The organism is Acidobacteriota bacterium, from assembly GCA_026707545.1.
Taxonomy (GTDB): Bacteria; Acidobacteriota; Thermoanaerobaculia; order Multivoradales; family Multivoraceae; genus Multivorans.
Genome location: JAPOWR010000001.1, coordinates 1,880,250 through 1,902,658 on the forward strand (window position 1 = coordinate 1,880,250; position 22,409 = coordinate 1,902,658).

21 protein-coding genes are annotated in these 22,409 nt (G+C 67.9%); 12 read left to right on the plus strand and 9 right to left on the minus strand.

Features of this window, described 5'->3' with window-relative positions; genetic code table 11:
• Positions 1-39 precede the first annotated feature (39 nt).
• Positions 40-978, minus strand: coding sequence for a hypothetical protein (locus OXG83_07410; protein ID MCY3964847.1), 939 nt, complete (start codon positions 976-978; stop codon positions 40-42).
• Between the two features lie 42 nt (positions 979-1,020).
• Between OXG83_07410 and aroE the strand changes: the two genes are divergently transcribed.
• Positions 1,021-1,887 (plus strand): shikimate dehydrogenase, encoded by an 867-nt coding sequence (gene aroE, locus OXG83_07415; GenBank protein MCY3964848.1) that lies wholly within the window; start codon positions 1,021-1,023, stop codon positions 1,885-1,887.
• On the opposite strand, the gene OXG83_07420 is transcribed toward aroE, so the two are convergent.
• From OXG83_07420 to OXG83_07430, 3 genes are read right to left on the minus strand one after another with little or no spacing between them, the layout of a single operon-like run.
• Positions 1,821-3,245 carry an ABC transporter permease gene (locus tag OXG83_07420; protein MCY3964849.1) on the minus strand — a complete coding sequence of 475 codons (1,425 nt, stop codon included), beginning with the start codon at positions 3,243-3,245 and terminating at the stop codon, positions 1,821-1,823. The two genes, aroE and OXG83_07420, sit on opposite strands and share 67 nt — an antisense overlap.
• Complete coding sequence (locus OXG83_07425; protein ID MCY3964850.1) at positions 3,238-4,776, minus strand: sugar ABC transporter ATP-binding protein; 1,539 nt, start codon at positions 4,774-4,776, stop codon at positions 3,238-3,240. Before OXG83_07425 ends, OXG83_07420 begins: the two co-directional genes overlap by 8 nt.
• A gap of 22 nt (positions 4,777-4,798) precedes the next feature.
• Positions 4,799-5,773, minus strand: a complete 975-nt coding sequence (locus OXG83_07430) for a substrate-binding domain-containing protein (GenBank protein MCY3964851.1) — start codon at positions 5,771-5,773, stop codon at positions 4,799-4,801.
• Between the two features lie 97 nt (positions 5,774-5,870).
• On the opposite strand from OXG83_07430, the gene OXG83_07435 reads away from it, so the two are divergent.
• Positions 5,871-7,763: an ABC transporter ATP-binding protein gene (locus tag OXG83_07435; GenBank protein ID MCY3964852.1), complete on the plus strand. Its 1,893-nt coding sequence runs from the start codon at positions 5,871-5,873 to the stop codon at positions 7,761-7,763.
• Between the two features lie 22 nt (positions 7,764-7,785).
• On the plus strand, positions 7,786-9,171 hold the full coding sequence (locus OXG83_07440) for a TIGR00366 family protein (protein MCY3964853.1): 1,386 nt from the start codon (positions 7,786-7,788) through the stop codon (positions 9,169-9,171).
• Between the two features lie 12 nt (positions 9,172-9,183).
• Here the strand turns inward: OXG83_07440 and OXG83_07445 are convergent, their stop codons facing one another.
• On the minus strand, positions 9,184-10,032 hold the full coding sequence (locus OXG83_07445) for an inositol oxygenase (protein ID MCY3964854.1): 849 nt from the start codon (positions 10,030-10,032) through the stop codon (positions 9,184-9,186).
• Positions 10,033-10,106: 74 nt separating this feature from the next.
• Between OXG83_07445 and OXG83_07450 the strand changes: the two genes are divergently transcribed.
• Positions 10,107-10,475, plus strand: coding sequence for a hypothetical protein (locus OXG83_07450; protein MCY3964855.1), 369 nt, complete (start codon positions 10,107-10,109; stop codon positions 10,473-10,475).
• A gap of 290 nt (positions 10,476-10,765) precedes the next feature.
• Here OXG83_07450 and OXG83_07455 read toward each other — a convergent pair whose 3' ends face one another.
• Positions 10,766-11,149: a hypothetical protein gene (locus OXG83_07455; GenBank protein ID MCY3964856.1), complete on the minus strand. Its 384-nt coding sequence runs from the start codon at positions 11,147-11,149 to the stop codon at positions 10,766-10,768.
• Between the two features lie 18 nt (positions 11,150-11,167).
• Entirely contained in the window at positions 11,168-11,662 is a 495-nt protein-coding gene (locus OXG83_07460; GenBank protein MCY3964857.1) for a glycine/sarcosine/betaine reductase selenoprotein B family protein, read from the minus strand.
• Between the two features lie 47 nt (positions 11,663-11,709).
• Between OXG83_07460 and msrB the strand changes: the two genes are divergently transcribed.
• The 3 genes from msrB (at position 11,710) to OXG83_07475 (ending at position 14,194) form a co-directional block, all read left to right on the plus strand.
• Positions 11,710-12,180: a peptide-methionine (R)-S-oxide reductase MsrB gene (gene msrB, locus OXG83_07465; GenBank protein MCY3964858.1), complete on the plus strand. Its 471-nt coding sequence runs from the start codon at positions 11,710-11,712 to the stop codon at positions 12,178-12,180.
• Between the two features lie 2 nt (positions 12,181-12,182).
• Complete coding sequence (locus OXG83_07470; protein ID MCY3964859.1) at positions 12,183-13,790, plus strand: carboxylesterase family protein; 1,608 nt, start codon at positions 12,183-12,185, stop codon at positions 13,788-13,790.
• Between the two features lie 140 nt (positions 13,791-13,930).
• On the plus strand, positions 13,931-14,194 hold the full coding sequence (locus OXG83_07475; GenBank protein ID MCY3964860.1) for an RNA-binding protein: 264 nt from the start codon (positions 13,931-13,933) through the stop codon (positions 14,192-14,194).
• Between the two features lie 48 nt (positions 14,195-14,242).
• Here the strand turns inward: OXG83_07475 and OXG83_07480 are convergent, their stop codons facing one another.
• Positions 14,243-14,968, minus strand: a complete 726-nt coding sequence (locus OXG83_07480; protein MCY3964861.1) for a carboxypeptidase-like regulatory domain-containing protein — start codon at positions 14,966-14,968, stop codon at positions 14,243-14,245.
• A 73-nt stretch (positions 14,969-15,041) separates the two neighbouring features.
• Between OXG83_07480 and OXG83_07485 the strand changes: the two genes are divergently transcribed.
• Genes OXG83_07485 through OXG83_07495 form a run of 3 tightly spaced genes read left to right on the plus strand, consistent with a single transcriptional unit; the run spans position 15,042 to position 19,320 of the window.
• The gene (locus tag OXG83_07485) at positions 15,042-16,424 is read left to right on the plus strand and encodes a hypothetical protein (GenBank protein ID MCY3964862.1); all 1,383 of its coding nucleotides are present in this window, start codon (positions 15,042-15,044) and stop codon (positions 16,422-16,424) included.
• Between the two features lie 50 nt (positions 16,425-16,474).
• Entirely contained in the window at positions 16,475-17,692 is a 1,218-nt protein-coding gene (locus OXG83_07490; protein MCY3964863.1) for a DEAD/DEAH box helicase, read from the plus strand.
• 5 nt (positions 17,693-17,697) lie between these two features.
• A complete protein-coding gene (locus tag OXG83_07495; protein ID MCY3964864.1) occupies positions 17,698-19,320 on the plus strand; it encodes a DNA mismatch repair protein in 1,623 nt (540 codons plus the stop codon).
• Between the two features lie 34 nt (positions 19,321-19,354).
• On the opposite strand, the gene OXG83_07500 is transcribed toward OXG83_07495, so the two are convergent.
• A complete protein-coding gene (locus OXG83_07500; protein ID MCY3964865.1) occupies positions 19,355-20,047 on the minus strand; it encodes a TIGR02453 family protein in 693 nt (230 codons plus the stop codon).
• 88 nt (positions 20,048-20,135) lie between these two features.
• Here OXG83_07500 and OXG83_07505 point away from each other — a divergent pair, with 88 nt between their 5' ends.
• Both OXG83_07505 and glpK read left to right on the plus strand, forming a co-directional pair.
• Positions 20,136-20,885 carry an aquaporin family protein gene (locus OXG83_07505; protein ID MCY3964866.1) on the plus strand — a complete coding sequence of 250 codons (750 nt, stop codon included), beginning with the start codon at positions 20,136-20,138 and terminating at the stop codon, positions 20,883-20,885.
• Positions 20,886-20,897: 12 nt separating this feature from the next.
• On the plus strand, positions 20,898-22,385 hold the full coding sequence (glpK, locus tag OXG83_07510; GenBank protein ID MCY3964867.1) for a glycerol kinase GlpK: 1,488 nt from the start codon (positions 20,898-20,900) through the stop codon (positions 22,383-22,385).
• Positions 22,386-22,409: the final 24 nt, after the last annotated feature.

A 22,409-nucleotide genomic window follows, 5' to 3' on the forward strand; every position in this document is an offset into this window, starting at 1 on the left:
TGTTGAGGATGGAGAACTCGCGTTCCCCTCTGCCCTGCCTCAGTTGCCCCGTTCCTCAGCCCGGGTCGGACCGATCTCCTCCAGTGTCGCCAGGCTGGGAGCGACCATCACGCGGGCCGCCGTCTCCTCGTAGGCCGCGTACATCTCCGGCAGCTTCTGGCGCAGGTCGTCCTGGTCCCGGATGGTCCATTCCTCCTCCCACACGGGGCCATAGGGCGCCTGAAGGTTCCAGGCCGTCGAGATGAACCAGTACGCGAACTCCTGCATCTGGACCCGGAAGCGGACCTCCTCGTCCTCGAAGTCGGCGTACTGGTCCATCTGGTAGTAGCCCTCCTCCGCGGCCTTTGCCATCGCCTTCGCTAGTTCCGAGTCCTCCGCGATGCCCCACACCTCCGGGAACGTGTAGTGCAGGCCGATGTCCGTCACGTAGTGGAGGATGTGCTCGACCACCTCCATCACCTGGCCTTGGGGAACGTCCTGCATGATCACGTCGCACACGGAGTTGTCACGCTCGATCGCGGCCCACTGCTCGTCGGCCTCGTCCATGAAGCTGTAGTCGTAGCCGAGGGGCACCGGGATCAGGGCGTTGTAGCGATAGTGGTTCGCAAGCAGTTCGCGCTGGAGATCGGCGTCGAGGCCGGCGTCCCGCGGAAACGACTCGGCGATCGTCCTCGCGACCAGTCGCATGTAGTCGTCCGAGATGTCGTCCCGGGCGGCGAGCTTTAGGCCATAGACCTGCAGTTCCTTGGTGAACGGCGGCATGGCGTCGGTGACGACCACGTCGCCGTGCTCGTACACGTCGTCCGGGACCTCGCCGACCGGAGATAGCAGGATGCAGCCACCGAGGTGAGTCGGGTCAGAATCGGCCGCAGTGGCGCCAACCTCCTCGCCGTCGGCGTCGGTCCCGTAGATCGGCTGCCAGTCGTCGCAGGCGCCTACCGCCAAGATCAGAAGTACGAACCCGAAGCGTCTGTCCATGTCGGCCCTCCCTCGTTGATCTGATCCGTGACTCCCTAGACTATGTCCTCGACTGGCGCCGAGATGAACTTCCTGCCCCAAATCGTCGGCTCCTTTGCCGACCCTGCGGCCGAGAACCCGACCGTCGAGATGGTCGAGGCTGCGTTCCGTCACCACGGCCTGCACTGGCGGTACCTGAACTGCGAAGTGCCGGCGGATCGGCTGGCGGCGGCGGTAGCCGGCGCCCGCGCCATGGGTTGGGCCGGATTCAACTGCTCGCTGCCGCACAAGGTCGCTGTGATCGAGCACCTGGACGGGCTGGGCGAGTCGGCCCGCCTGATCGGTGCGGTGAACTGCGTCGTCCGCGACGGCGACGGCCGATTCATCGGCGAGAACACGGACGGCAAGGGCTTCCTCCGCTCACTCGAGAAAGTGACGTCGGCGGCGGGCAAGCGAGTCGCGATCTTCGGCGCCGGGGGTGCCGCTCGGGCGATCGCTGTCGAACTGGCGCTAGCCGGAGCAGCCGAGATCACGATCGTCAACCGCACCCGGGAGCGGGGCGAAGAACTGGCACGGCACATCGCCAGCCACACGGCGACCCGAACCGGGTTCGAACACTGGCGCGGCGCCTACCGGCTGGCGGCGGACGTCGACGTGGCGATCAACGCCACCTCGATCGGCCTGTTCCCGGACGTGGACGCCGAGCTGCTGCTCGACTTCGACTCGCTCCGACCGTCGATGGTGATCGCCGACGTGATCCCCAACCCACCAAGAACCCGCCTGCTCGAGGCGACCGCAGCACGCGGCTGCACCGTGCTCGACGGCCTCGGCATGCTCGTCAACCAGGGCTTAAGCGGGATCCGCTACTGGACCGGTGTCGAGGTCGATCCCCGGGTCATGCGCGCCCGCCTGGAGGCGATCTTCGGCTGAAGCCGGTCCAGCAGCACCGCGGCGAGGATCAGGGCACCGAACACGACCTTCTGCTCGTAGGACGCGACACCCGCGATGTTCAGGCCGTTCTGGATGACGGCGATGATCATCGCGCCGATCAGCGTCCCCGCGATCCGGCCGCGGCCGCCCGCCAGGCTTGCGCCGCCGACCACCACGGCGGCGATCACTTGCAGTTCGTAGAGCTCGCCGGCGTTCGGCCGTCCGCCCTCAAAGCGCGAGGCGTCGACGATCCCCGCCAGTCCGGCGAACGCCCCGCACAGGCAGTAGACTGCGAGCAGTACCGCGGTCACCGGCACGCCCGACAGGCGCGCCGCCTCAACGTTGCCGCCGACGGCGTAGACGTAGCGTCCGAACATGGTTCGCGTCATCAGCAGGTGGGCGGCCACGAACAGGACGAGCATGAGCACGATGGGGTTCGGCACGCCGAGCACGGCGCCGTTGCCGAGCCAGGCGAAGGCCGCCGCATCGACCCGCACCGCCTCCGGCGTCCCCTCGGCGCCGCCACCCACCAGGCGCCGCTGGTAACCGACGGCGAGGATCAGGGCAAGACCGCGGGCGAGCATCATCAGGCCCAGGGTGGCGACGAACGGCGGCACCCGGAAGGCGGTGACCATCGTCCCGCTGAGGAGGCCGCCCAAGGCCGCAGCCGCGACACCCAGGAGCATCGCCGCCAGAAGTCCCGCTGGTGACGCCGCGTCGCCGCCGAACCACTCCTGCGCCGCCACCGCGGCGATCACGCCGGCCAGCGCCAGCAGACTGCCGACGGAGAGATCGATTCCCGCGGTCAGGATGACCAGGGTCATGCCGAGCGCGATGATCGCGATGTCCGCGTTCTGGTTCACCACGTTGAGCAGGTTGCGGGCAGTCAAGAACGTCGGCCAGTGGTAGCTCCTCGGCGAGAACACCGGCGTCCCTGCGGTTCGCACCGGCCCCCACTCGGACGCGATCCGGTGGGTGGCGATCGCATCAACGGAACTGCCCGCCCCAACGATCCGCTCCAGTTCGAGCCGGACGTCGCGCGGCTGGCCGAACACGCGGCCGGCGATCCGGACGCCGGCAACGTCGAGGCCCTGTTCGATCGCCTGTACGAACACCCGGTCGGCCTCCGTGTCCCGTGCAACGACGAGCACCGAGCACGGCGCCTGACAAGCCTCCAGCACCTGGCGCGCGACCGCGCCGCCGGAACGACTCGTGATCGGATTCTGTTCGCGCCAGGTCGCCGCGCTCGAGATCAGGCAGAGGAGGACCAGCACGACGATCGAGAGGTTGCGGCCCAGGACGTCCAGCAACCTGCGACGCCACCGTCCGGCGGCGGACTGCCCGACCCCTTCAGGCAACGGACGGTTCCTCCGAAAGGCCGAGTCCGGCGGCGATGCGCAACACCCCGGCCGGGTCGGTGCCCGCTGGATCCGGAATCTCGCCGCGAATCCGCCCGTCGTGCATGACCAGCACCCGGTCGCTCATGCCGAGAACCTCCTCCAGCTCCGAGCTGATCAGGAGCACCGACTTGCCTTCCGACGCGATCCGGCGGATCCACTCGTAGATCTCGTAGCGCGCCCCGACATCGATGCCCCGGGTGGGCTCGTCGCAGAGCACGACCCTGGCGCCGCGTTCGAGCCACCTGGCGATCACGACCTTCTGCTGGTTGCCGCCCGACAGCGTCGCCACCCGCTGGCCGGGCCGGGCAAGCCGGATGTCCAGTTGCTCCCTCCACCGGCTGAAGGCGCGCCGCTCGCGGCGGCGATCGACCAAAGCCCGCAAGCGCCGGAAGCGGTCCAGGTTGGGAAGCGCGAAGTTGTCCTGCGCGCTGCGGCCCAGTATGAGGCCCTGGCCCCGGCGATCCTCCGGCAGCAGGCAGATGCCGCTCCTGATCGCCTGCCGCGGCGACCGGAGGTCGAGCCGCTCGCCGTCGAGTCGCACCTCGCCGCCATCTGACGGCATCGCGCCGGAAATCATCCGCGCCACCTCGGTGCGGCCCGCGCCGACCAGGCCGGCGAGCCCCAGAACCTCGCCGCGACGAATGTCGAAGGAGACATCGCGGACGCGGCGCCCGGCCGACAGCCCCCGGACTTCGAGCCGCGTCCCACCGATCGCCTGCGGCAGTCGAGGGGGAAACTCCATGCTCAGACTGCGGCCGACCATGGCCTCGATCAGCTCGTCACGGTCCAGAGGGAGGCGACCATCGCCGCCGTCGGTCGGCCCACGCCGGTCGACGCCGTGCACCAGTTCGCCGTCGCGGAGTACGGCGACCCGATCGGCGACCGCCTCGATCTCCTCGAGCCGGTGGCTGATGTAGATGGCGGCGGCACCTCGGCGCGCCACTCCCCGCACCTGACGGAGCAAAGCCCGCGCCTCGCGCGGCGACAGCGCCGCCGTCGGCTCGTCCAGAATCAGCAGCCGGGGCTCGAGCGCCAGCGCCTTCGCTACCTCGACCGCCTGGCGGGCGCCGAGCGACAGCTCCGAGCAACGGGCATCGGGATCGACGTCCATGTCCAGCAGGCCGAGCAGACGCCGCGCCTCCCGCTCTTCCCAGCGCCGGCGCAGGATCCCCCGCCGGGACCAGCCGGCGCCGAGAAAGAGGTTCTCGCGCACGCTCAGTTGCGGCACCAGGCTGAGTTCCTGGTGGATCACCGCGATTCCTCGGTCGCGAGCGTCCGCGGGCGATGCGAACGACGCGGCTTCGCCCCCGAACTCGATCCGGCCGCCGTCCGGCCGCTCGGCGCCCGAGACGATCCGGATCAGGGTGCTCTTGCCGGCGCCGTTCTCGCCAACGAGGCCCAGTACCTCTCCGGCGACCACCGCCAGACTGACGCCTGAGAGGGCCCGAACGCCCGGGTAGCTCTTGCTGATCCGATGGAGTTCGAGCAAGTGACCGCCGCCCGGCCGAGCCCTAGTCGAGTGTCGGATCCTGCTCGGCGTCGGCCTGCCGGTAGAGCTCCGTCGGGATCAGGTGGACACGCTCGAAGTCCTCGCCGTCGAGGTAGCGCACGATGTTCTGCACCGTCATGACCCCCATCCGATCCGGGTACTGGATCGGATCGGCGTAGATCTTCCCTTCCCGGATCGCCTGCCGGCCCGCGATCTCACCGTCGAAGCCGACGATCCTGACCTGGTCCGCACGTCCCGCCTGCTCGAGCGCGGTGCGCGCGCCCAGCGCTGAGGGATCGTTGATCGCGAACACGCCGGCGAGGTCCGGATAGGCCTGGATGCCGTCCGCCATCGCCCGGTAACCCTCGTCGCGCAGGCCGCCGCCCTCGAGTTCGGCCACGATCTCGATCCGGCCCTCGGTCCGATCGCGGTTGTACTCGCCGATCGCGTGACGGAAGCCGTCCACGCGCAGGACGCAGGAGTTGGCTTGCTTGAAGTGCAGCACGAGCACGTCGCCGCCGGCCTCTCCGAGCGCCTCGATCATCGCTTCGCCGGCGAGCAGCCCGCCCTGGTAGTTGTCGGTGCCGACGTGACCGGCGATCTCGACACCCTCGGCGACGGCCTGGAGGTCGGACGTGAACACCGGCACGCCGGCTTCGTTTGCCCGCCTCACCGCGGGGCCGATGGCGATGCGGTCGACCGGGTTGAGCACGATCGCGGCGACGCCGGAAGCGAGGAAGTTGTCGACCTGCTGCGATTGCCGGTTCACGTCGCGCTCGGCGTCGGTGACCACGACCTCGAAGCCGTGCCGCTCGGCCTCGGCGGTCATCGTGTCCGCGATGATCTTGAAGAAGGGGTTCTTCAGCGTCATCGCCGAGAAACCGATCGTGCCTCGGGCGACGCTGCCGCTGCCGTCGCCCCCGTCCGTGCCACCGCCGCAGGCGCCAAGCACGGCAAAGGACATTGCCGCCAGCATCCAGGTCAGCGCCCGTTTCACGATCCCTTCCCCATCGGTACGACCTCCCTCGACATCCTGGCAACCTGAACGCCAGATTGTGACACGCAACCCGGAGGGGCCGGATAGAGTCACGCCGATGACCGAAAGCGGTGTGTCCTCGTCGCCGGCCGCGACGCCGCCCCTTCTCCAGATTCGGGAGCTCCGCACCTACTTCCACGGCAAGCACGAGACCGTTCGCGCGGTCGACGACATCGACCTGGTGATCAAGGAGGGCGAGACGCTCGGCCTCGTCGGCGAGTCCGGCTCGGGCAAGTCGGTGACCTCGCTTTCGGTGATGCGGCTGCTCGAGAGCACGGCGAACATCGAGACCGGCGAGATCGCCTGGTTCGGTCGCGATCTGGTCCATCTGCCCAACCGCGAAATGCGGGACTTGCGCGGCAAGGACATCGGGATGATCTTCCAGGAGCCCGGCACGTCGCTGAACCCGGTGTTCCGGGTCGGCGACCAGGTGGGCGAGGCGCTCCGCGTCCATCTCGGCATGAACCGCAAACAGGCCCGCCAGCGAACGATCGAACTGTTCGAAGAGGTCGGCATCCCGGAGCCCGAGCGCCGGATCGACACCTATCCCCACGAGATGTCGGGCGGCCAGAAGCAGCGCGTGATGATCGCCATGGCGCTGTCCTGCAACCCGAAGCTGCTGATCGCCGACGAGCCGTCGACGGCCCTGGACGTCACGATCCAGGCCCAGATCCTCGACCTGATCCGCCGGCTGCGCGACGAGCGCGGCATGTCCATCCTGTTCATCAGCCACGACCTGGGCGTGATCGCCGAGATCGCCGACCGGATCGCGGTCATGTTCCGGGGCCGGATCGTCGAGCGCGGCTCGGTGACCGACGTGTTCAGCAACCCCCAGCACCCTTACACCAAGGGGCTGCTCGCCTGCCGGCCGCACCTCGACCGCGACTTCCGCCGTCTGCCCACCGTCGCCGACTTCATGGATGTGGACGACGAGGGCGACGGAGGCGAGATCCGGATCACCGAGCGCGAACTGACGCCGGAGTCCCTCGCCGAACTCGTCGGGCGCGGACGGGGACGGCTGTTGCACCCGCGGAGCGCGCTCGAGGACCTGGGCTACGCCGAGAACCCCGGACCCGGCGACCAGGTCGCGGGCGGCACCGAACCCCTGCTGCGGGTCCGCGATCTGAAGGTCTACTACCCGATCAAGAGCGGCTTCCTGCGCCGGCAGGTGGGCGACGTCAAAGCCGTCGACGGCATCTCCTTCGACGTCTATCCGGGCCAAACCCTCGGATTGGTCGGGGAATCCGGCTGCGGCAAGACGACCACTGGGCTGGCGCTGCTGCGACTGATCGACATCACCGGCGGAACGGTCCAGTTCGAGGACCAGGACGTGACCACGATCCCGGCGAGCCGCTTGAGGTCCCTGCGCGGCAAGATGCAGATCATCCTCCAGGACCCCTACTCGTCGCTGAACCCGCGCATGACCGTCGAGGCCATGCTCAGCGAAGCCATGGCGATCCACAAGATCGGCGAGAGCCGGAGCGACCGCCGTGACCGGGCCGCCCGACTGCTCGAAGAGGTCGGCATGGAGACCGGCCACCTCCGCCGCTACCCCCACGAGTTCTCTGGCGGCCAGCGCCAGCGGATATCGGTAGCCCGCGCACTGGCGGTTCAGCCGAAGCTGATCATCTGCGACGAATCGGTGTCCGCGCTCGACGTTTCGGTGCAGGCGCAGGTGCTGAACCTGCTCAAGGACCTGCAGGAAGAGCGCGACCTGACCTACATCTTCATCAGCCACGACCTGTCGGTGGTCAAGTTCATGTCCGACATGATGGCGGTGATGCTCGACGGCAAGATCGTGGAGCAGGGACCGTCCGAGGCGATCTACATGACACCGCGCGAGGAGTACACACGCCGCCTGATCGAGGCCGTCCCGGACGACTCGATCACCAACATCGAGAGCCGCCAGCAGCAACGCCGCGAAGCCCGCAGCCGCCGCCACGCGAATTGACGCCCTGCCGGCGACAACGGTCATGACGACCAGCAGCCCAAGCCGTTTTCCGGAAGCCCTGGTGCTGATCTTCGCCATGATCGTGGCGGCGCAGGTCCTCACCTACGTGCTGCCGGCAGGCGAGTACGAGCGCGACGGCAGGCAGGTGCTGGCGGGCACGTACCACACGGTCGAGGCGGCGCCCCTGCCCTGGCACGCCTCCCTCACGAAGGTGCCCAGGGGGCTCGAGGCGGCGGCCGAGATCATCTTCTTCGTCTTCCTGGTCGGCGGCGCGATCGGGGTCATCCGGACCACCGGCGCGATCGACGCCGCGATCGGTGCAGCGATCAAGACCCTGGGCGGGCGGCCGGTCCTGCTGGTCGGAGGAATGACCGCCCTGTTCGCGGTCGGTTCGTCCACGATCGGCATGGCCGAGGAGTACATGCCCTTCGTGCCGATCCTGGTCGCCATGTGCATCGCGCTCAAGATGGACGCCGTGGTCGCCCTCGGCATCGTCTATCTCGGCGCCGGGATCGGCTACGGCACCGCGGCGATCAACCCCTTCACCGTGATGATCGCCAAGGACATCGCCGGCCAGGACCCGAGTACCGGCTTCGGGCTCCGCTGGGCGCTGCTGGCGGTCATGCTGGTGGTCGGGGTCCACCACGTCCTGCGCTATGCGCGCCGCATCGGCGACGACCCGGAACACAGCCTCGTGCGCGACATCGACTACTCCGGCGGCGCGCATGAACTGAGCGCAGCCGAACTCACGCCGGCCCGGCTCGGCATCCTGGGTTCCTTCGCCGCCATGATCGGCATCTTCATCTGGGGCGTCAACGTGCACGGCTGGTACCTGGTCGAACTCGCGGCGCTCTTCCTGGGCGTGACGATCATCTCCGCCGTCCTGGGCCGCGTGTCGGCGAACCGGACGGCCAGGGCCTTCACCAGCGGCGCCGCCGAACTGACCGGGACCGCCCTGCTGATCGGCTTCGCGCGCACGATCGAGGTCGTGCTCTCGGACGCCCGGGTCATCGACACCGTGATCCACGGCATCGCCTCGCTGCTCGAGCGAGCGGAGGCCCTGGGTTCCGGCGCTGCCGTCGTCGCCGCCTGGGGCATGCTGGCCGTGCAGAGCGTCTGCAACTTCCTGATTCCCTCAGGCAGCGGCCAGGCCTACGTGACGATGCCGATCATGGCGCCGCTCGCCGACCTCACCGGCGTCGGCCGCGAGACGTCCGTGCTCGCCTATCAGCTCGGCGACGGGTTGATGAACCTGATCGTCCCCACGAACGCCCTGCTCATGGGCATGCTGCTCCTGGCGCGCATCCCCTACCAGCGCTGGCTGCGGTTCATCCTGCCCGCGATGGTCAAGCTCTACGTCGTCGCGATGCTCATCCTCGCCGTCGCGGCGCTAATGCGGTTCGAGTAGCCGCCGGCCGAGCTACAGGTTCAGCTTCGCCGGCAGGTACCGGTCGATCAGCCCCTGGTAGTACGGCCGCAATTCGGCGGCATCCGGCGGACGGTCGCTCTTGGAGTACAGGTCGTAGCCGTTGAAGAGTCGCACCCAGGCGAACATCTCGCGGTCACGGTCGTTCATCAACTCCCGGTATGCGCCTTCGCGGTGACACGCATAGAAGGAGTGGTAGCGGATCATGTAAAGGGCCGGCTCCGGCAGGTAGTCGCTGAGCACCTGGTAGAGGTACTCGTCGTGCCCCCAGGACAGGTGAACCTGGTCCAGCCCACAGCCCGGTTCGTACACGCCAAGAGGTGTCGAGTAGGTCGGATCCGCCGTGTCCGGGTTGCCCTCGAAGAGCTCCGGATAGACGATTCGGTCCGAGAACGCGCAGCCAACCGGAAACGTGTCGCCGACCACCGCCCACTGCGGCTCGCCCCACAGGCAGAGCACCTTGCCCAGGTCGTGTATCAGTCCGGCCAGCACGAACCAGTCCGGATGGCCGTTGGCCCGGATCGCCTCGGCCGTCTGCAGCAGGTGGTCGAGCTGCGAGAGGTCCAGATCCGGGTCCGAGTCGTCCACCAGCGTGTTCAGGAACTCGAGCGCCTCCCAGGCCGGGAGTTCAGCCCGGTCGAGCGTGAGGTACTCCGCCTTCTTGTCCTGAACGAAGTCCCAGGTCTGGTGGCGGTGGTTCAGCCGGTAGAACTCGCGCACCGTGTCACGGGGCGGCTGTTCGAAGTCCCGGTAGTCCTCGCGGCGCTTTCCGCCGGCCTCCGCCGGCTCGGGATAGAGTTCCGCCACGAAGTCGTCCCAGTCGTCGAGTCGCTCGAGCGGCATCAGGGACCTACGCTAGCAGCCGCAGATCGCGGTCAGCAGGGTCGACGAAACACGGTCCAGGACGGTAGAGCACGATGTCCTATCTCGCCTACAAGCTGCTGCATGTGCTCGGTGCGCTGCTGGTGCTGGCGGCAGCCGGCGGTGTCGCCCTCCACGCCGCGAACGGTGGCCGGCGCGAGGACAACGATCTGCGGGGCGTCCTCGCTTCGATGCACGGCATCGGCCTGGTCCTGAGCGTCGTGGCCGGCTTCGGCCTGCTGGCCAAGCTCGGAGCAGGCGCCATGCCGCCGCCATGGGCCTGGGCGAAGCTCGTGATCTGGCTCTTCTTCGGAGCCGCGCTGACGCTGCCCTACCGCAGCACCTCGCTGGCGAGAGCACTCGTCATCGCACTGCCGCTCCTGGCCGCGATCGCCTCCTACCTGGCGATGTACAAGCCGTTCTAGGCCGGCTTCCGCCCGCGCCGACGCGCCCGGCAGCGCGCCCCGAGGACCCGGTCAGGTTCCGGTCAGCAACAGGTCAGCCCCAGGTCCGCGACCGATCGCGAGAATGACGTCCAGAACGAACCGATCGGGGAATCCGCCTGTAACCCCAGTTGTTTCTTTTCGTAGACAAGGTCGGGTTCGTGCCCTAAAGGGGCAAGGCACGGATCCGGTCGGCGTCGGGCGGTGCGAGCGTGTCGTGCCGCCCGGCGCCACTCTTCCTGACGACTCTGACCACCAATCCGGAGCCGCGGTCAAAGGAAGACGCAGGTGGGGCAATCGCCTGCGTCCTGCGCCAGCCCGCGGTCGGCTTCGCACTGGTAGACCGGTTCAGCCGAGCGTTCTGTCCTCGTATCGCCACCCTCCATCACTTCCCGCTTCCAGTCGTCGTCGTCCGACCAACGGAACGGCAGCATCTTGACCGCTCCCGGTGTATCCAGCTCGTCGAGGGCGGCGAGAGACGCCATCATGATGTCCCGCTGCAGGTGAGCGTCCAGCGCCTTGCCCGTCGTGTGCCCCAGCGGATAGTCGAGAAACACGGCGCGGGGAGGATTGACCGATCTCGTAATCGAGAACGCCGACGTCATCGAGAGTGTCGGAATGCCGTCCGCCTCGACGCGGCGGGCTATCAGTCCCACGGACTGATGACAGACCGGTCACACCGGGACCAACAACGCGAGATCAACCTGGTCCTCCGCAAGCCGGCGGCTCACTTCCGGTGCCAGCGTGTCGCGTACCCGACGCGCCGAGTAGATGCCTCCCATGAAGGTGTAGGCGCGGGGGGACAACTCCCCGATCACGCCATCCCGCGCCAGAGCGCGCAGCGTGTCGACGGGAAAGACCACGTTCGGATCGATCCGGGCGTCCGTCTGGTCGTAGGCGAAGTGGCTCGTCCGCAGCTCCGCCGCAGGTACACCGGTGTCGATGATGCGCAGGGAAAGGTCGTCCCGATGATGGAAGGCGACCTGTCCCGTCCGATACACGCCTCCGGAGGCCACCAGGGCGACCCGACACTCCGCAAGCGGCTTTGTCAGCCGCGCCCACGAGGGGGGATCGACGCTCTGGACCCACCGGTAGGGTTCGTGTCCAAGGCTCGAGTACAGCTCCCGGGTGCGAACGATGTGGTCGACCGGCCCTCTTCGTGTTCCCATGTTCCCGATTCTGCCTCAAACCGGACGCGGCGATAGGATGCAGCCGAATGAGCGATGACCGCCCGCGGCCTGCGGAACCCGGCTCTGAAGGCGTCCCGCAGAACGAGCGGATCGACCTGGCCGAATCCGAGTGGCGCGCCAGACTGGCTGACGGCGAGTTCCGCGTCCTGCGCCAGGAAGGGACGGAACGGGCCTTCACGTCGCCGCTCAACGGGGAACATCGGGACGGCGTCTTCGTCTGCGCAGGGTGCGGGGCCGAACTGTTCCGCTCCGAGTGGAAGTACGAGAGCGGCACCGGTTGGCCCAGCTTCTACGAATCGATGCCCGGCGCGGTCGAAACGAAACGCGACTTCAAGCTGTTCGTGCCGCGAACCGAGTACCACTGCGCCCGCTGCGGTGGACATCAGGGCCACGTGTTCAACGACGGTCCCGCGCCAACGGGGCTGCGTTACTGCAACAATGGAGTCGCCCTGCGCTTTCGGCCGGCCAAGCACCCCGCCCCAGCCAAGGAGGACTGAACATGTCGCCCACCCTGAACACCCGCCACGCAGCGGCCGGGGTTTCCGCAGCCCTCGCACTGATGCTGGCCTGTGGCGGCGAATCGGTCGAGCCCCTGACGTCGACGGTGGCGACGGAGTCGGGCGTCCTCGAGGGTGTGACGCTTCCGTCCGGAGTTCTCAAGTTCAGCGGCGTACCCTACGCGGCGCCGCCGGTCGGTGACTTGCGCTGGAAGGCTCCCCAGCCGGTCGCGGCCTGGGAGGGAAGCCGCGACGCGACCGTCTTCTCATCGAGCTGCTGGCAGCCGCTCTCTCCCCCCGGCTCGTTCTACGAGTCCGGCGACATCGAGCGCAGCGAGGACTGTCTCTACCTGAACGTCTGGACCAGCGCCGAACACGCCGAGGCCGCGTTGCCGGTCATGGTCTGGATCCACGGCGGCGGACTCCAGACCGGCTCTGGCAGCACCACTCTCTACGACGGAGAGAGGCTGGCGAGACAGGGTGTGGTTCTGGTGACGATCAACTACCGGCTCGGGCCGATCGGCTTCATGGCCCATCCGGAACTCTCGGCCGAAAACGAATCGGGAGCCTCCGGCAACTACGGCATCCTCGACCAGGTCGCCGCACTCCAGTGGGTGCAGGCGAACATTGCGAGCTTCGGCGGGGATCCGGGTCGGGTCACGATCTTCGGCGAGTCGGCCGGCTCCTGGAGCGTCAACTACATGACCGCGACGCCATTGGCGGCAGGCCTGTTTCAACGTGCGATCGGGCACAGCGGCGGCGTTTTCTGGCCCATGCCCCGGCTTGCGGACGCGGAGTCCGAGGGCGTGCGGGTGGCCGACCGGCTCGCCGCCAGCGACCTCGAGGCAATGCGCGCCGCTTCCGTCGAGGAGGTCTACCAGGCGGCGAGCGAAGCCGAAGCACTACAGTACATCGGCATCAACGACGGTCACGTCTTTCCGCGCGACATCTACGACATCTTCGCGGCCGGCGACCAGAACGATGTCGACACGATCGTCGGCTTCAACAGTGACGAAGGCACGGCCCTCTTTGCGGGCACCGGCACAGTCACTCTCGCCGACTATCGCCAGTCGCTCGAGGACACTTACGCCGAACACGCCGACGCGATGTTCTCGGTCTATCCCGCCGAGACCGAGGAACAGGCGCGCGTGGCTTCCTATGAGAACACGGCCGACAACTTCTTCGCCTGGCAGATGCGAACGTGGGCCCGTCTCCAAAGCAGTACCGGCTCAAGCCCCGCGCGCATGTACTACTTCTCGCGCGTTCCGCCCTGGGACGAAGCCGAGAGGTACGGCTCGTACCACGCTGCAGAGATCATCTACGCCTTCGACAATCTTCACCGGAGCGGCGAGATGCGTGACGGAATCGGGCCGTTCAATCATGCCTGGGACGACACCGACCGGGCGCTGGCCAGCACGATGTCGGCCTACTGGGTCAACTTCGCCGCCACCGGCGACCCGAACGGGGACGGACTGCCCAACTGGCCGGTGTACGACCCGAGCGCCGACGGCGTTCTCGAACTCGGAGATACGATCGGCGTGATCCAGGACCTGCTCAAGGATCGACTCGACGTTTTCGACGCTTACTACGAGAGCCTGCGGGGCGGCTAGAACCGCCCAGCGGCCCGTTTTGTGCTAGCGTGCCGCACCCAAGGCAGTGGGTACAGAGCTCACGCGGCGAACCAGGATGCGCCTGTCGTTCTCGAGCGTTGATTGATGTGGAACCCCGACGCCGAGCACAGGAGCAGCAGATGGCAGTGAGAATCTACGTGGGCAACCTGCCCTTCGACACGACGGAAGAGGCGGTGCGGAATCTCTTCCAATCCTACGGCGATGTCTCCGAGGTCTCGCTGATCAACGACCGGGAAACCGGACGTCCCCGGGGGTTCGGTTTCGTCGAGATGGCGACCGGCGGCCCGGAAGCCATCTCTGCTCTGGACCAACAGCAGTTCGGCGGCCGGACGCTCCGCGTCAACGAGGCCAGACCCCGCGAGGAGCGGCGGCCCCGCTGGTAGGCGGCCCGGCAACGAAGCAACGCGGAGCCACCTCCTGCGGGCGTTCCGCTACATCACCGGATTGAAGAACTGCGCGATCGCGATGTCGGGCAGCGGCGACGGCTTGAGTTCGATGATCTCGTCGCGCTCGCCGCCCTTGGACATCTTGAACGAGGCGTTGACGCGTGCCGGGGCATCCCAGAGCACGACCGCGAACTCACCGTTCTTCTCGATCGGGCCAGCGGCCGAGAACTCGCCGTCGCCGGACGTGATCGTGACCTCGCCTCCGCCCTTGACCGCCTTGCCCCGCTTGTCTTCGACCCGGCCGACGAGCACCGTGCGCACACCCTTCGTTTCCATCGACTCGCCTTCCCGGAACAGGATCGGATAGACCTGCTGGGAACCGCCGCGCTGCACCGCGACTCGCGTCAGCACGGAGCGGTAGCCGTCCCGCTCGAAGGTGATCCGCAGCACGATGCCTTCATAGTCATCCCGGCTGTATAGACGCCCCATGTTCCGCAGCAGATACGTCCCCGTCTTGCGCCCCTTGGCCCGCACTCTCGCCGCGGGCGAGTTGTCGTTCTGAAGCCAGATGTCGACATCGGAGAGCGGTTGTCCGCTCGAGTCCAGGATCGTCCCGAAAACGCGGGTGTTGTCACGGCCGCCGACCGCGCCAGTGACATCACCGCCACGCAGGTCGGCACCCGCATTGACCGGCTGTTCCTGGGCCAGCAAGGGCACGGCCACGAGCAGCGCTGGAGCGAGCAGCAACGGAAACAGATGTCTCTTCGTCATTTTGATGGCGCCTCCTCCGCAGTCCTCAGGAGCGGACCGTGGAGACTATCAGCGCTGCGACTAGGATGACGCCATGCCGGTACCAGAACCCGATCCGGCTGCGCGGCCACGGCTGCGACAGATGTTGGCAGCGGCCGCCATCGGCGTTGCGGCGGCCGTGCTTCTGCTCCGATGGACGGCGCCCGACGCGGCCCCGGCCGCACTTGACGACCGCACCGCGGTCACTCCGCCACCTCTGCCGCCGAGGCCGGAGCCGACTCCCATCGCACCGCTGCCGCCACAGCTCAGCGATGCGCTCGATCTGATGGCCATCGGCCGGCTGCAGGAGGCTCAGCGCCTGATGCTCGACTTCAGTCGCGGTCCCGGAGCCGAAGCGCTGCCGCCAGAACATCAGGAGACGATGACGGCGATGCTCGGCCGGCTCGCGAACGATCCGGTGCTTGCCGCCGCCATCGAGCTGGAGGAGGGCTTCAAAGACGCCGACCTGAACCGGCTCCGCCGGACACTGGGCTCGCTGGCGCGGCAGCAGATGATCTCCCTGCGGCGCGATCCGCAAGCGGCCCGCCGCGTGGACGACGCACGGCGGTTGACCGCCGAGGTGGACGCCATCGAAGCCCGTCTCGCCAGCGACCGTCTGGCGGCGCTCCGGCTGGCTCAGGACTTCCGTCGCCGCCACCCGAGATTCGCTGCCGGACTCGACTTCGAACGGCGGGCCGCCGCCGCCATCGACGAGACCGCCGGACGGTTGATCGCGGCGGATCGCCTGGATGAAGCGAGAACCCTGCTGCTGGAACTCAAGGCCCTGCGCGGCGACCAGGCAGGGGAGAGTCCCCACGTCGAGGCCAAACTGGCTGCCATCGAGGCGGTCTTCAGGCGCCGCGACGACCTGGACGCCACGGTCCGCCAGATCGAGGTCCTCGGTTGGAAGAGGCCGCACGAGGCCCTGCAACTCCTTGCCGGGATGGAGCGCACTCCGGAGAACCGGGATCGCTTCGCCCAGTTGCAATCGACCCTCACGATGCTGATGGAGGATCTCGATCAGAACGGACCGGAGGTGGAGATTCTGATCCCGGAGGACCCGGAGAAGGCTCCGGGCGTGTACGACAGAGACGAGGACGTCGTCCTGCGGGTACGCGCCATGGACGACTACGACGTCCTCTCGGTGAGGTTCTTCTGGCGCTGGTTCGACAAGGACGGCACTGGTGAGGTCGTCGAGGCAGCCCTGCGACCGGCGACGCCGACACCTATGCCCGTCCCAGCGGGCTCGGCGGGCGCCGCGACGGCTGAAGTGGAATTCGAGGTCACGATCTCCGTCGGCGAACATCAGGGCCGCAACCTGCAGTTCTGGGCCGAAGCGGCAGACCGCGGCGGTCGCGCTTCGCGAAGCGCCGAAGGCGAGCTCGCACCGGAACGCCGCGGCTTTCTCCGGCGGCTCGGTCTGCGGCGCGGACTATGATGACGGCCGTTGTGTCGGACCATGGAAGCTCTCGGGCGGAAGATCCCGAGGTGCGGGACGCCCTCGCCGCGATTCCCCAACATCCTGTCGAGACCACGGATCGCGACTTTCTCGGCCTGGGCCTCGAACCGGCGGTTCTGGAGGTCGTAGCCCGGATCGGCTTCGAACACCCGACGCCGATCCAGGCTTCCGTGATTCCGGACGCGGTCGCCGGCAAGGATCTGATCGGCCTGGCGGAGACCGGCTCGGGCAAGACGGCCGCGTTCGTGCTGCCGATCGTGCAGCGCCTCCGGCGCGGCAGGGGGGTGCGCGGGCTGATCGTCTCTCCGACCCGGGAGATCGCCCTGCAGACGAAGGCCTTCCTGGACCTGTTCCGCAAGAGCCGCCTGCGCGTGAACTCCGCGTGCCTGATCGGCGGCGTGAAGATCGGACCGCAGTTCGACCAGTTGCGCAGAGATCCCGATGTCCTCGTGGTCACGCCCGGCCGGCTCCTGGATCACTCCGAACGGGGCACGGTGAGCCTGGGTGGAGTCGAGGAACTGGTTCTCGACGAGGCCGACCACATGCTCGACCTGGGATTCATGCCTCAAATCCAGCGCATCGTGAGCCAACTCCCGAGACAGCGGCACACCATGCTCTTCTCCGCCACCATGCCGCCGCCGATCGAACGCCTCGCGCAGCGGTACATGAAGGATCCGCTGCGCATCGACCTTTCGCCCAAGGGCGCCGCGTCGGGGATCGAGCACCGCCTCTACCTGGTCGACGAGAAGGACAAGAAGCGCTGCGCGCTGGCCCTCCTCGACAAGGTGCCCGGATCGACCCTGGTGTTCACCAAGCGCCGATCCGACGCCGAGTGGCTCTGCCGGGTCCTCGAGCGCGGAGAGCACAGCGTCGCGCGCATCCATTCCGACCGTTCGCAGCGGCACCGCGTCGCTGCTCTGGAGAGCTTCCGCGCCGGCCGCCACCGCATCCTCGTCGCAACGAACATCGCCGCTCGCGGCATTGACGTCGTGGGCATCGAGCACATCCTGAACTACGACCTCCCCGACACGCCCGAGGACTACATCCACCGGGCCGGGCGCACCGCCCGGGGCGCCGCCGAAGGCGTCGTGTCGTCGATCGGCACCTGGCTCGACAAGTCGCTGATCCGGCAGATCGAGAGCGCGCTCGGACACGCCCTGCCCCGCTGCGAGGCGGACGGCGTAGCCCCGTACCGAGAGATGCAGTCCCTCCAGGAGCGTCGCCGGCGTTCGCCGCTCCGCCGCTAGGGCCGATGCTCCCCATCCCGGACCTGCTCAACCGGGAGCCCTTCCTCGGCATCGACCGGAAGGCTCTGTCCGACCTGCTGGGTCTCGCCATTCTCGGTCGCGAGATCGGCACGGAGTTCCACGACGCGATAGCGGATGCCGAAACGCCCGACAGCACCTGGCGGCCGGAGTTCTTCGAAGAGGACCTGTTCGTCGATCGCCTGATCGCAGAGAGCTTCGAGCTTCAGATCGACGGAGTTCACTATCCGATCAACGAGCGCTTCCTGCGCCGCGTCCTGGCCGCCACGCCCACCGATCTGGAGACCACCCTGTTCCGTCAGGAGATACTGCGCGAGCTGGACGAGGACGAGGAGCTCCTCGCCGCGGCACGGCGTCTCTACCGCGAACTGTTCGGTCTCCTCTCGCTCCACCGAACGCCCCGCTATCACCGCGTCCTCGACTCGGCGGCCCACAACCTCGACATCCTGAAGCAGAGCCGGCTGGTCATCGACCTGATGCATGACCTCTTTGAATCGGCCCGCTCCGGGCTGCGGCGTCTCCACGAAGGCGCCGTAGCCATCCGCGAGACCGACGAGTACGCGACGCTGGTCGCCCTCCTCGACTACGAGAGTCGGCTTGCCGAACTGAACCTGGATATCACTCTGGGCGCCGACGGGCGCATCCGCGGCCTCGACGTGCGCTCACTCGAGGAATGCCGCGACAACCCGTTCTGGGCCCGCCCCATAAGGCGCCTCTGGAGCCGCCTGCGGCTCGGCATGGGCGGTTACTCGATGAGCAACCGGGAACTCCTGAACCGGGTCGTGGAACGCGTCTACGTCTCCCTGTCGCCCGCCCTGATTCCGCTGATCCAGATGCTGGGTCAACTGGAGCTCTATCTCGCGGCCCGGGCTTTCCGGGACCGCTGCGGCGAGCGTGGCCTCTCGATGTGCATTCCCGAGTTCCGGCCGGTCGACGATCCCGGTCCCGCGATCGAGTGCGAACACCTGTTCAACCCGCTGTTGCTCGGACAGGAGGAGGCGCCCGTACCCTGCACCGTCAGGACCACGGGGAACGTGCCGATCACGGTCGTCACGGGGCCGAACTCGGGGGGCAAGACGCGTTTGATCCAGGCGATCGCATTGGCTCAACTGCTGGGCCAATCCGGCCTCTACGCACCCTGCAGCCGCGCCCGCCTACGCGTTCAGCGGGGACTGTTCGTTTCCCTGATCGAGCGCGAGAGTGCGGATCAAACCGAGGGTCGCTTGGGGCGCGAACTCGTGCGCATCCGCACCCTGTTCGAAGAGATGGAGCACGGCTCGATGGTGGTCCTGGACGAGCTGTGCTCCGGCACGAATCCCTCCGAGGGAATCGAGGTCTTCACGCTCGTACTCCAGCTCCTCAGGCGGGTGCAGCCCGTGGCCTACGTCACCACGCACTTTCTCGACCACGCCCGCGCCCTGCAGCAGAACCACACAAAGCTCGGCCTCGAGTTTCTCCAGGTCCAACTCGACGACGAACGCCGGAGCACCTATCAGTTCAAGGATGGCGTCGCGCGCACATCCCTCGCGGCGCTCACCGCCGAACGGCTTGGCGTGACCTTCGAGAACCTGTCGGCCGCGGTTGACGGCCGTCGGACGCCGACCCGCTAGCGCGGCGCCCGGCAGCACCGCGAAGAACCCGGCTTCAGAACGGAACGCCGGTCGCCCGGCAGACGAAGCGCATCAGGGGCGAGACCTCCGCGCAAAGCCCCGTGAACTCATCGAGGAAGCCGCGGCTCAAGAGCCGCGTCTGGTTCAGCCGAGCTACCGCCATGAAGGACTTGCGCTTGATGTCGTCGATGCGCGGGTGAGCGGCGTCGAATCCCCGCGGCGCCCGCTTCAGGCTCTCGCCGCCGAGTTCCAGGGAGTCGCCGAGACCGGGGTCGACCGTCACTTCCCGCCAGCCGGCGCCGTCCGCGACGATCTGCTGCCGGATCGCCCGCAGGGCCTCGGGATGGGGCCGCCACATGCCGCCGCCCATGAACACGCTGCCGGGCTCGATGTGGAGGTAGAAGCCGGGCGCGTGGGCGTCCTTGTGCTGCTTGTGACGGAAGTGAATGCCCAGGTGGGTCTTGTAGGGCCGCTTGTCGCGCGAGAACCGGACGTCACGGTGGATGCGGAAGAGCGAACCGCCGACCTTCTTCGGGACGGCCAGGAAGTGGGTGGAGACCGTGTCCAGCCTCGTGCCGAAATCGCTGATGAACTGGAGCGCCGGCTCCCGCACGACGTCCTCGTAGCGCTCCGAGTTCGCCTTGAACCAGTCGCGGTCGTTGTTCTCTCTGAGGTCGCGGAGGAAAGCGAACGTCTCGCGCGAAAACGGGTTCTTCCAGTCGGCCATGGGTTCTCCTTCGTGGTCCGGCACCGGGGCGGCTTGCCGGCGCGAAGTGTATTCTCCAGGATCGCGCCGCAGAACAAGGAGGGGCCGCATGGACATCTTCGTTGCCGAACTGGTCGGCACCGCGCTTCTGATCATCCTGGGCGACGGCGTGGTGGCCAATGTGGTCTTGGCTCGAACCAAGGGCAGCGGCAGCGGCTGGATCGTCATCGCGACCGGCTGGGGATTGGCCGTCGCGCTCGCCGTGTACTCCGTCGGACGAATCAGCGGCGCCCATATCAACCCTGCGGTCAGCGTCGGCCTGGCGGCGATCGGCGAACTCGACCCCGCCCTGCTGCCAACCTACATCGGAGCTCAACTCCTCGGCGCCTTCGCCGGAGCGGTCGTCGTCTGGCTCACCTACCGCCCACACTGGAGCGCCACCTCCGACCAGGGCGCCAAGCTGGGCGTCTTCTGCACGGCGCCGGAGATTCCCGGACGTCGGGGCGCGAACCTCATCACCGAGATCGTCGGCACGGCGGTGCTGGTCTTCGGCGTACTGGCGATCGCGGCCAACGCCTCCGAGCTCTCCGGCGGCGAGATCGACCTCTCCGCCGTGTTCGCCACGGGCCTCAACCCGCTGCTGGTCGGCTTCCTGGTCTGGGCGATCGGCCTTTCTTTGGGCGGTCCCACGGGCTACGCGATCAATCCGGCTCGCGACCTCGGACCGCGCATCGCTCACGCGGTGCTGCCGATCCCCGGCAAGGGCGGTTCAGACTGGGGCTACGCGTGGGTGCCGGTGGTGGGACCGCTGGCCGGGGGCGTCCTCGGCGCGCTGGCCTTCCAGGGTCTCGGCTGGTAGACAAAGCCGAACATGGTCTACGTTCTCGCCCTCGACCAGGGCACCACGTCCAGCCGCTCCATTCTGTTCGAGCGCCGGGGAACCGCCGCCGCCTCCGCGCAGGAGGAGTTCCCGCAGATCTACCCCTCCCCCGGTCACGTCGAACACGACCCCGAGGCCATCTGGACGACCCAGATCGAAACCGCGCGCGCGGCCATAGGGAAGGCCGGCGCAGACGCCTCGGACATCGCCGCGATCGGCATCGCCAACCAGCGCGAGACGGTCGTGCTCTGGGAGCGCGACAGCGGCAAACCGGTCGACAACGCGATCGTCTGGCAGAGCCGCATCACGGCTCCGTTGTGCGAGGAGTTGAAGCAGCAGGGTCATGAGGGCCTGTTCCGCGCCAGGACCGGACTTGTGCTGGACCCCTACTTCTCCGGCACGAAGATCGCCCATCTCCTGAACAAGCACGACCTCCACGGGCGGGCGGCGCGGGGCGAGATCCTGGCCGGAACGATCGACAGCTTCCTGCTCTGGCGACTGACTGGCGGCAAGGTTCACGCTACCGACGCCAGCAACGCCTCGCGCACCCTGCTGTTCGACATCCACCGGCTGGACTGGGACGACGAGCTGCTCGCGATCCTGGGCGTGCCGCGAGCCATGCTGCCAGAGGTGCGCGATTCGAGCGGCGAGTTTGGCCATACCGAGGCGGGTCTGTTCGGTCGGCCAATCCAGGTCGCCGGCATTGCCGGAGACCAGCAGGCGGCGACCTTCGGGCAGGGCTGCTTCGAACGTGGCATGGTGAAGAACACCTACGGAACCGGCTGTTTCATCCTGATGAACACGGGCAACCGGGCGGTGGCATCCGAGAACGGCCTGCTTTCAACCGTCGGCTGGGTGCTCGGCGGGCGACCCACTTACTGCCTGGAGGGGTCGGTCTTCGTCGGCGGCGCCGCGGTTCAGTGGCTGCGCGACGGCCTGGGCCTGATCGAGAGGTCCGAGCAGGTCGAGGAACTCGCGGCAAGCGAAGAGGACAGCGGCGGCGTCTACCTCGTACCCGCCTTCGTCGGCCTGGGCGCTCCGTACTGGGACCCCTACGCGCGGGGCCTCCTGATCGGCCTGGAGCGCTCGACGACCGCCGGCCACGTGGCCAGAGCCACGGTCGAATCGATGGCCTACCAGAGCCTCGACGTCGTCCGCGCCATGGAGGCCGACGCCGGGGCCGGCATGAGCGGCCTGCGGGTCGACGGCGGGGCGGCGGTCAACGACGAACTGATGCAGTTCCAGGCCGACCTGCTGGGAACGCGCGTCCAGCGGCCGGTGGTCGCCGAGACCACGGCACTGGGCGCCGCCTACCTCGCTGGGCTCGCGACCGGCTTCTGGGCCGACGAGGATGACGTAACCAGGAACTGGGCGCTCGACCGCGAATTCGAGCCGCAATCCTCTCCGCCCGAGCAGGAGCGCCTCGCCGCCGGCTGGCAACGAGCCGTCCAGAGATCCCGAGGCTGGGCCGAGGCGTAGCTGCGGTACGCTCTCGCCCCTTGA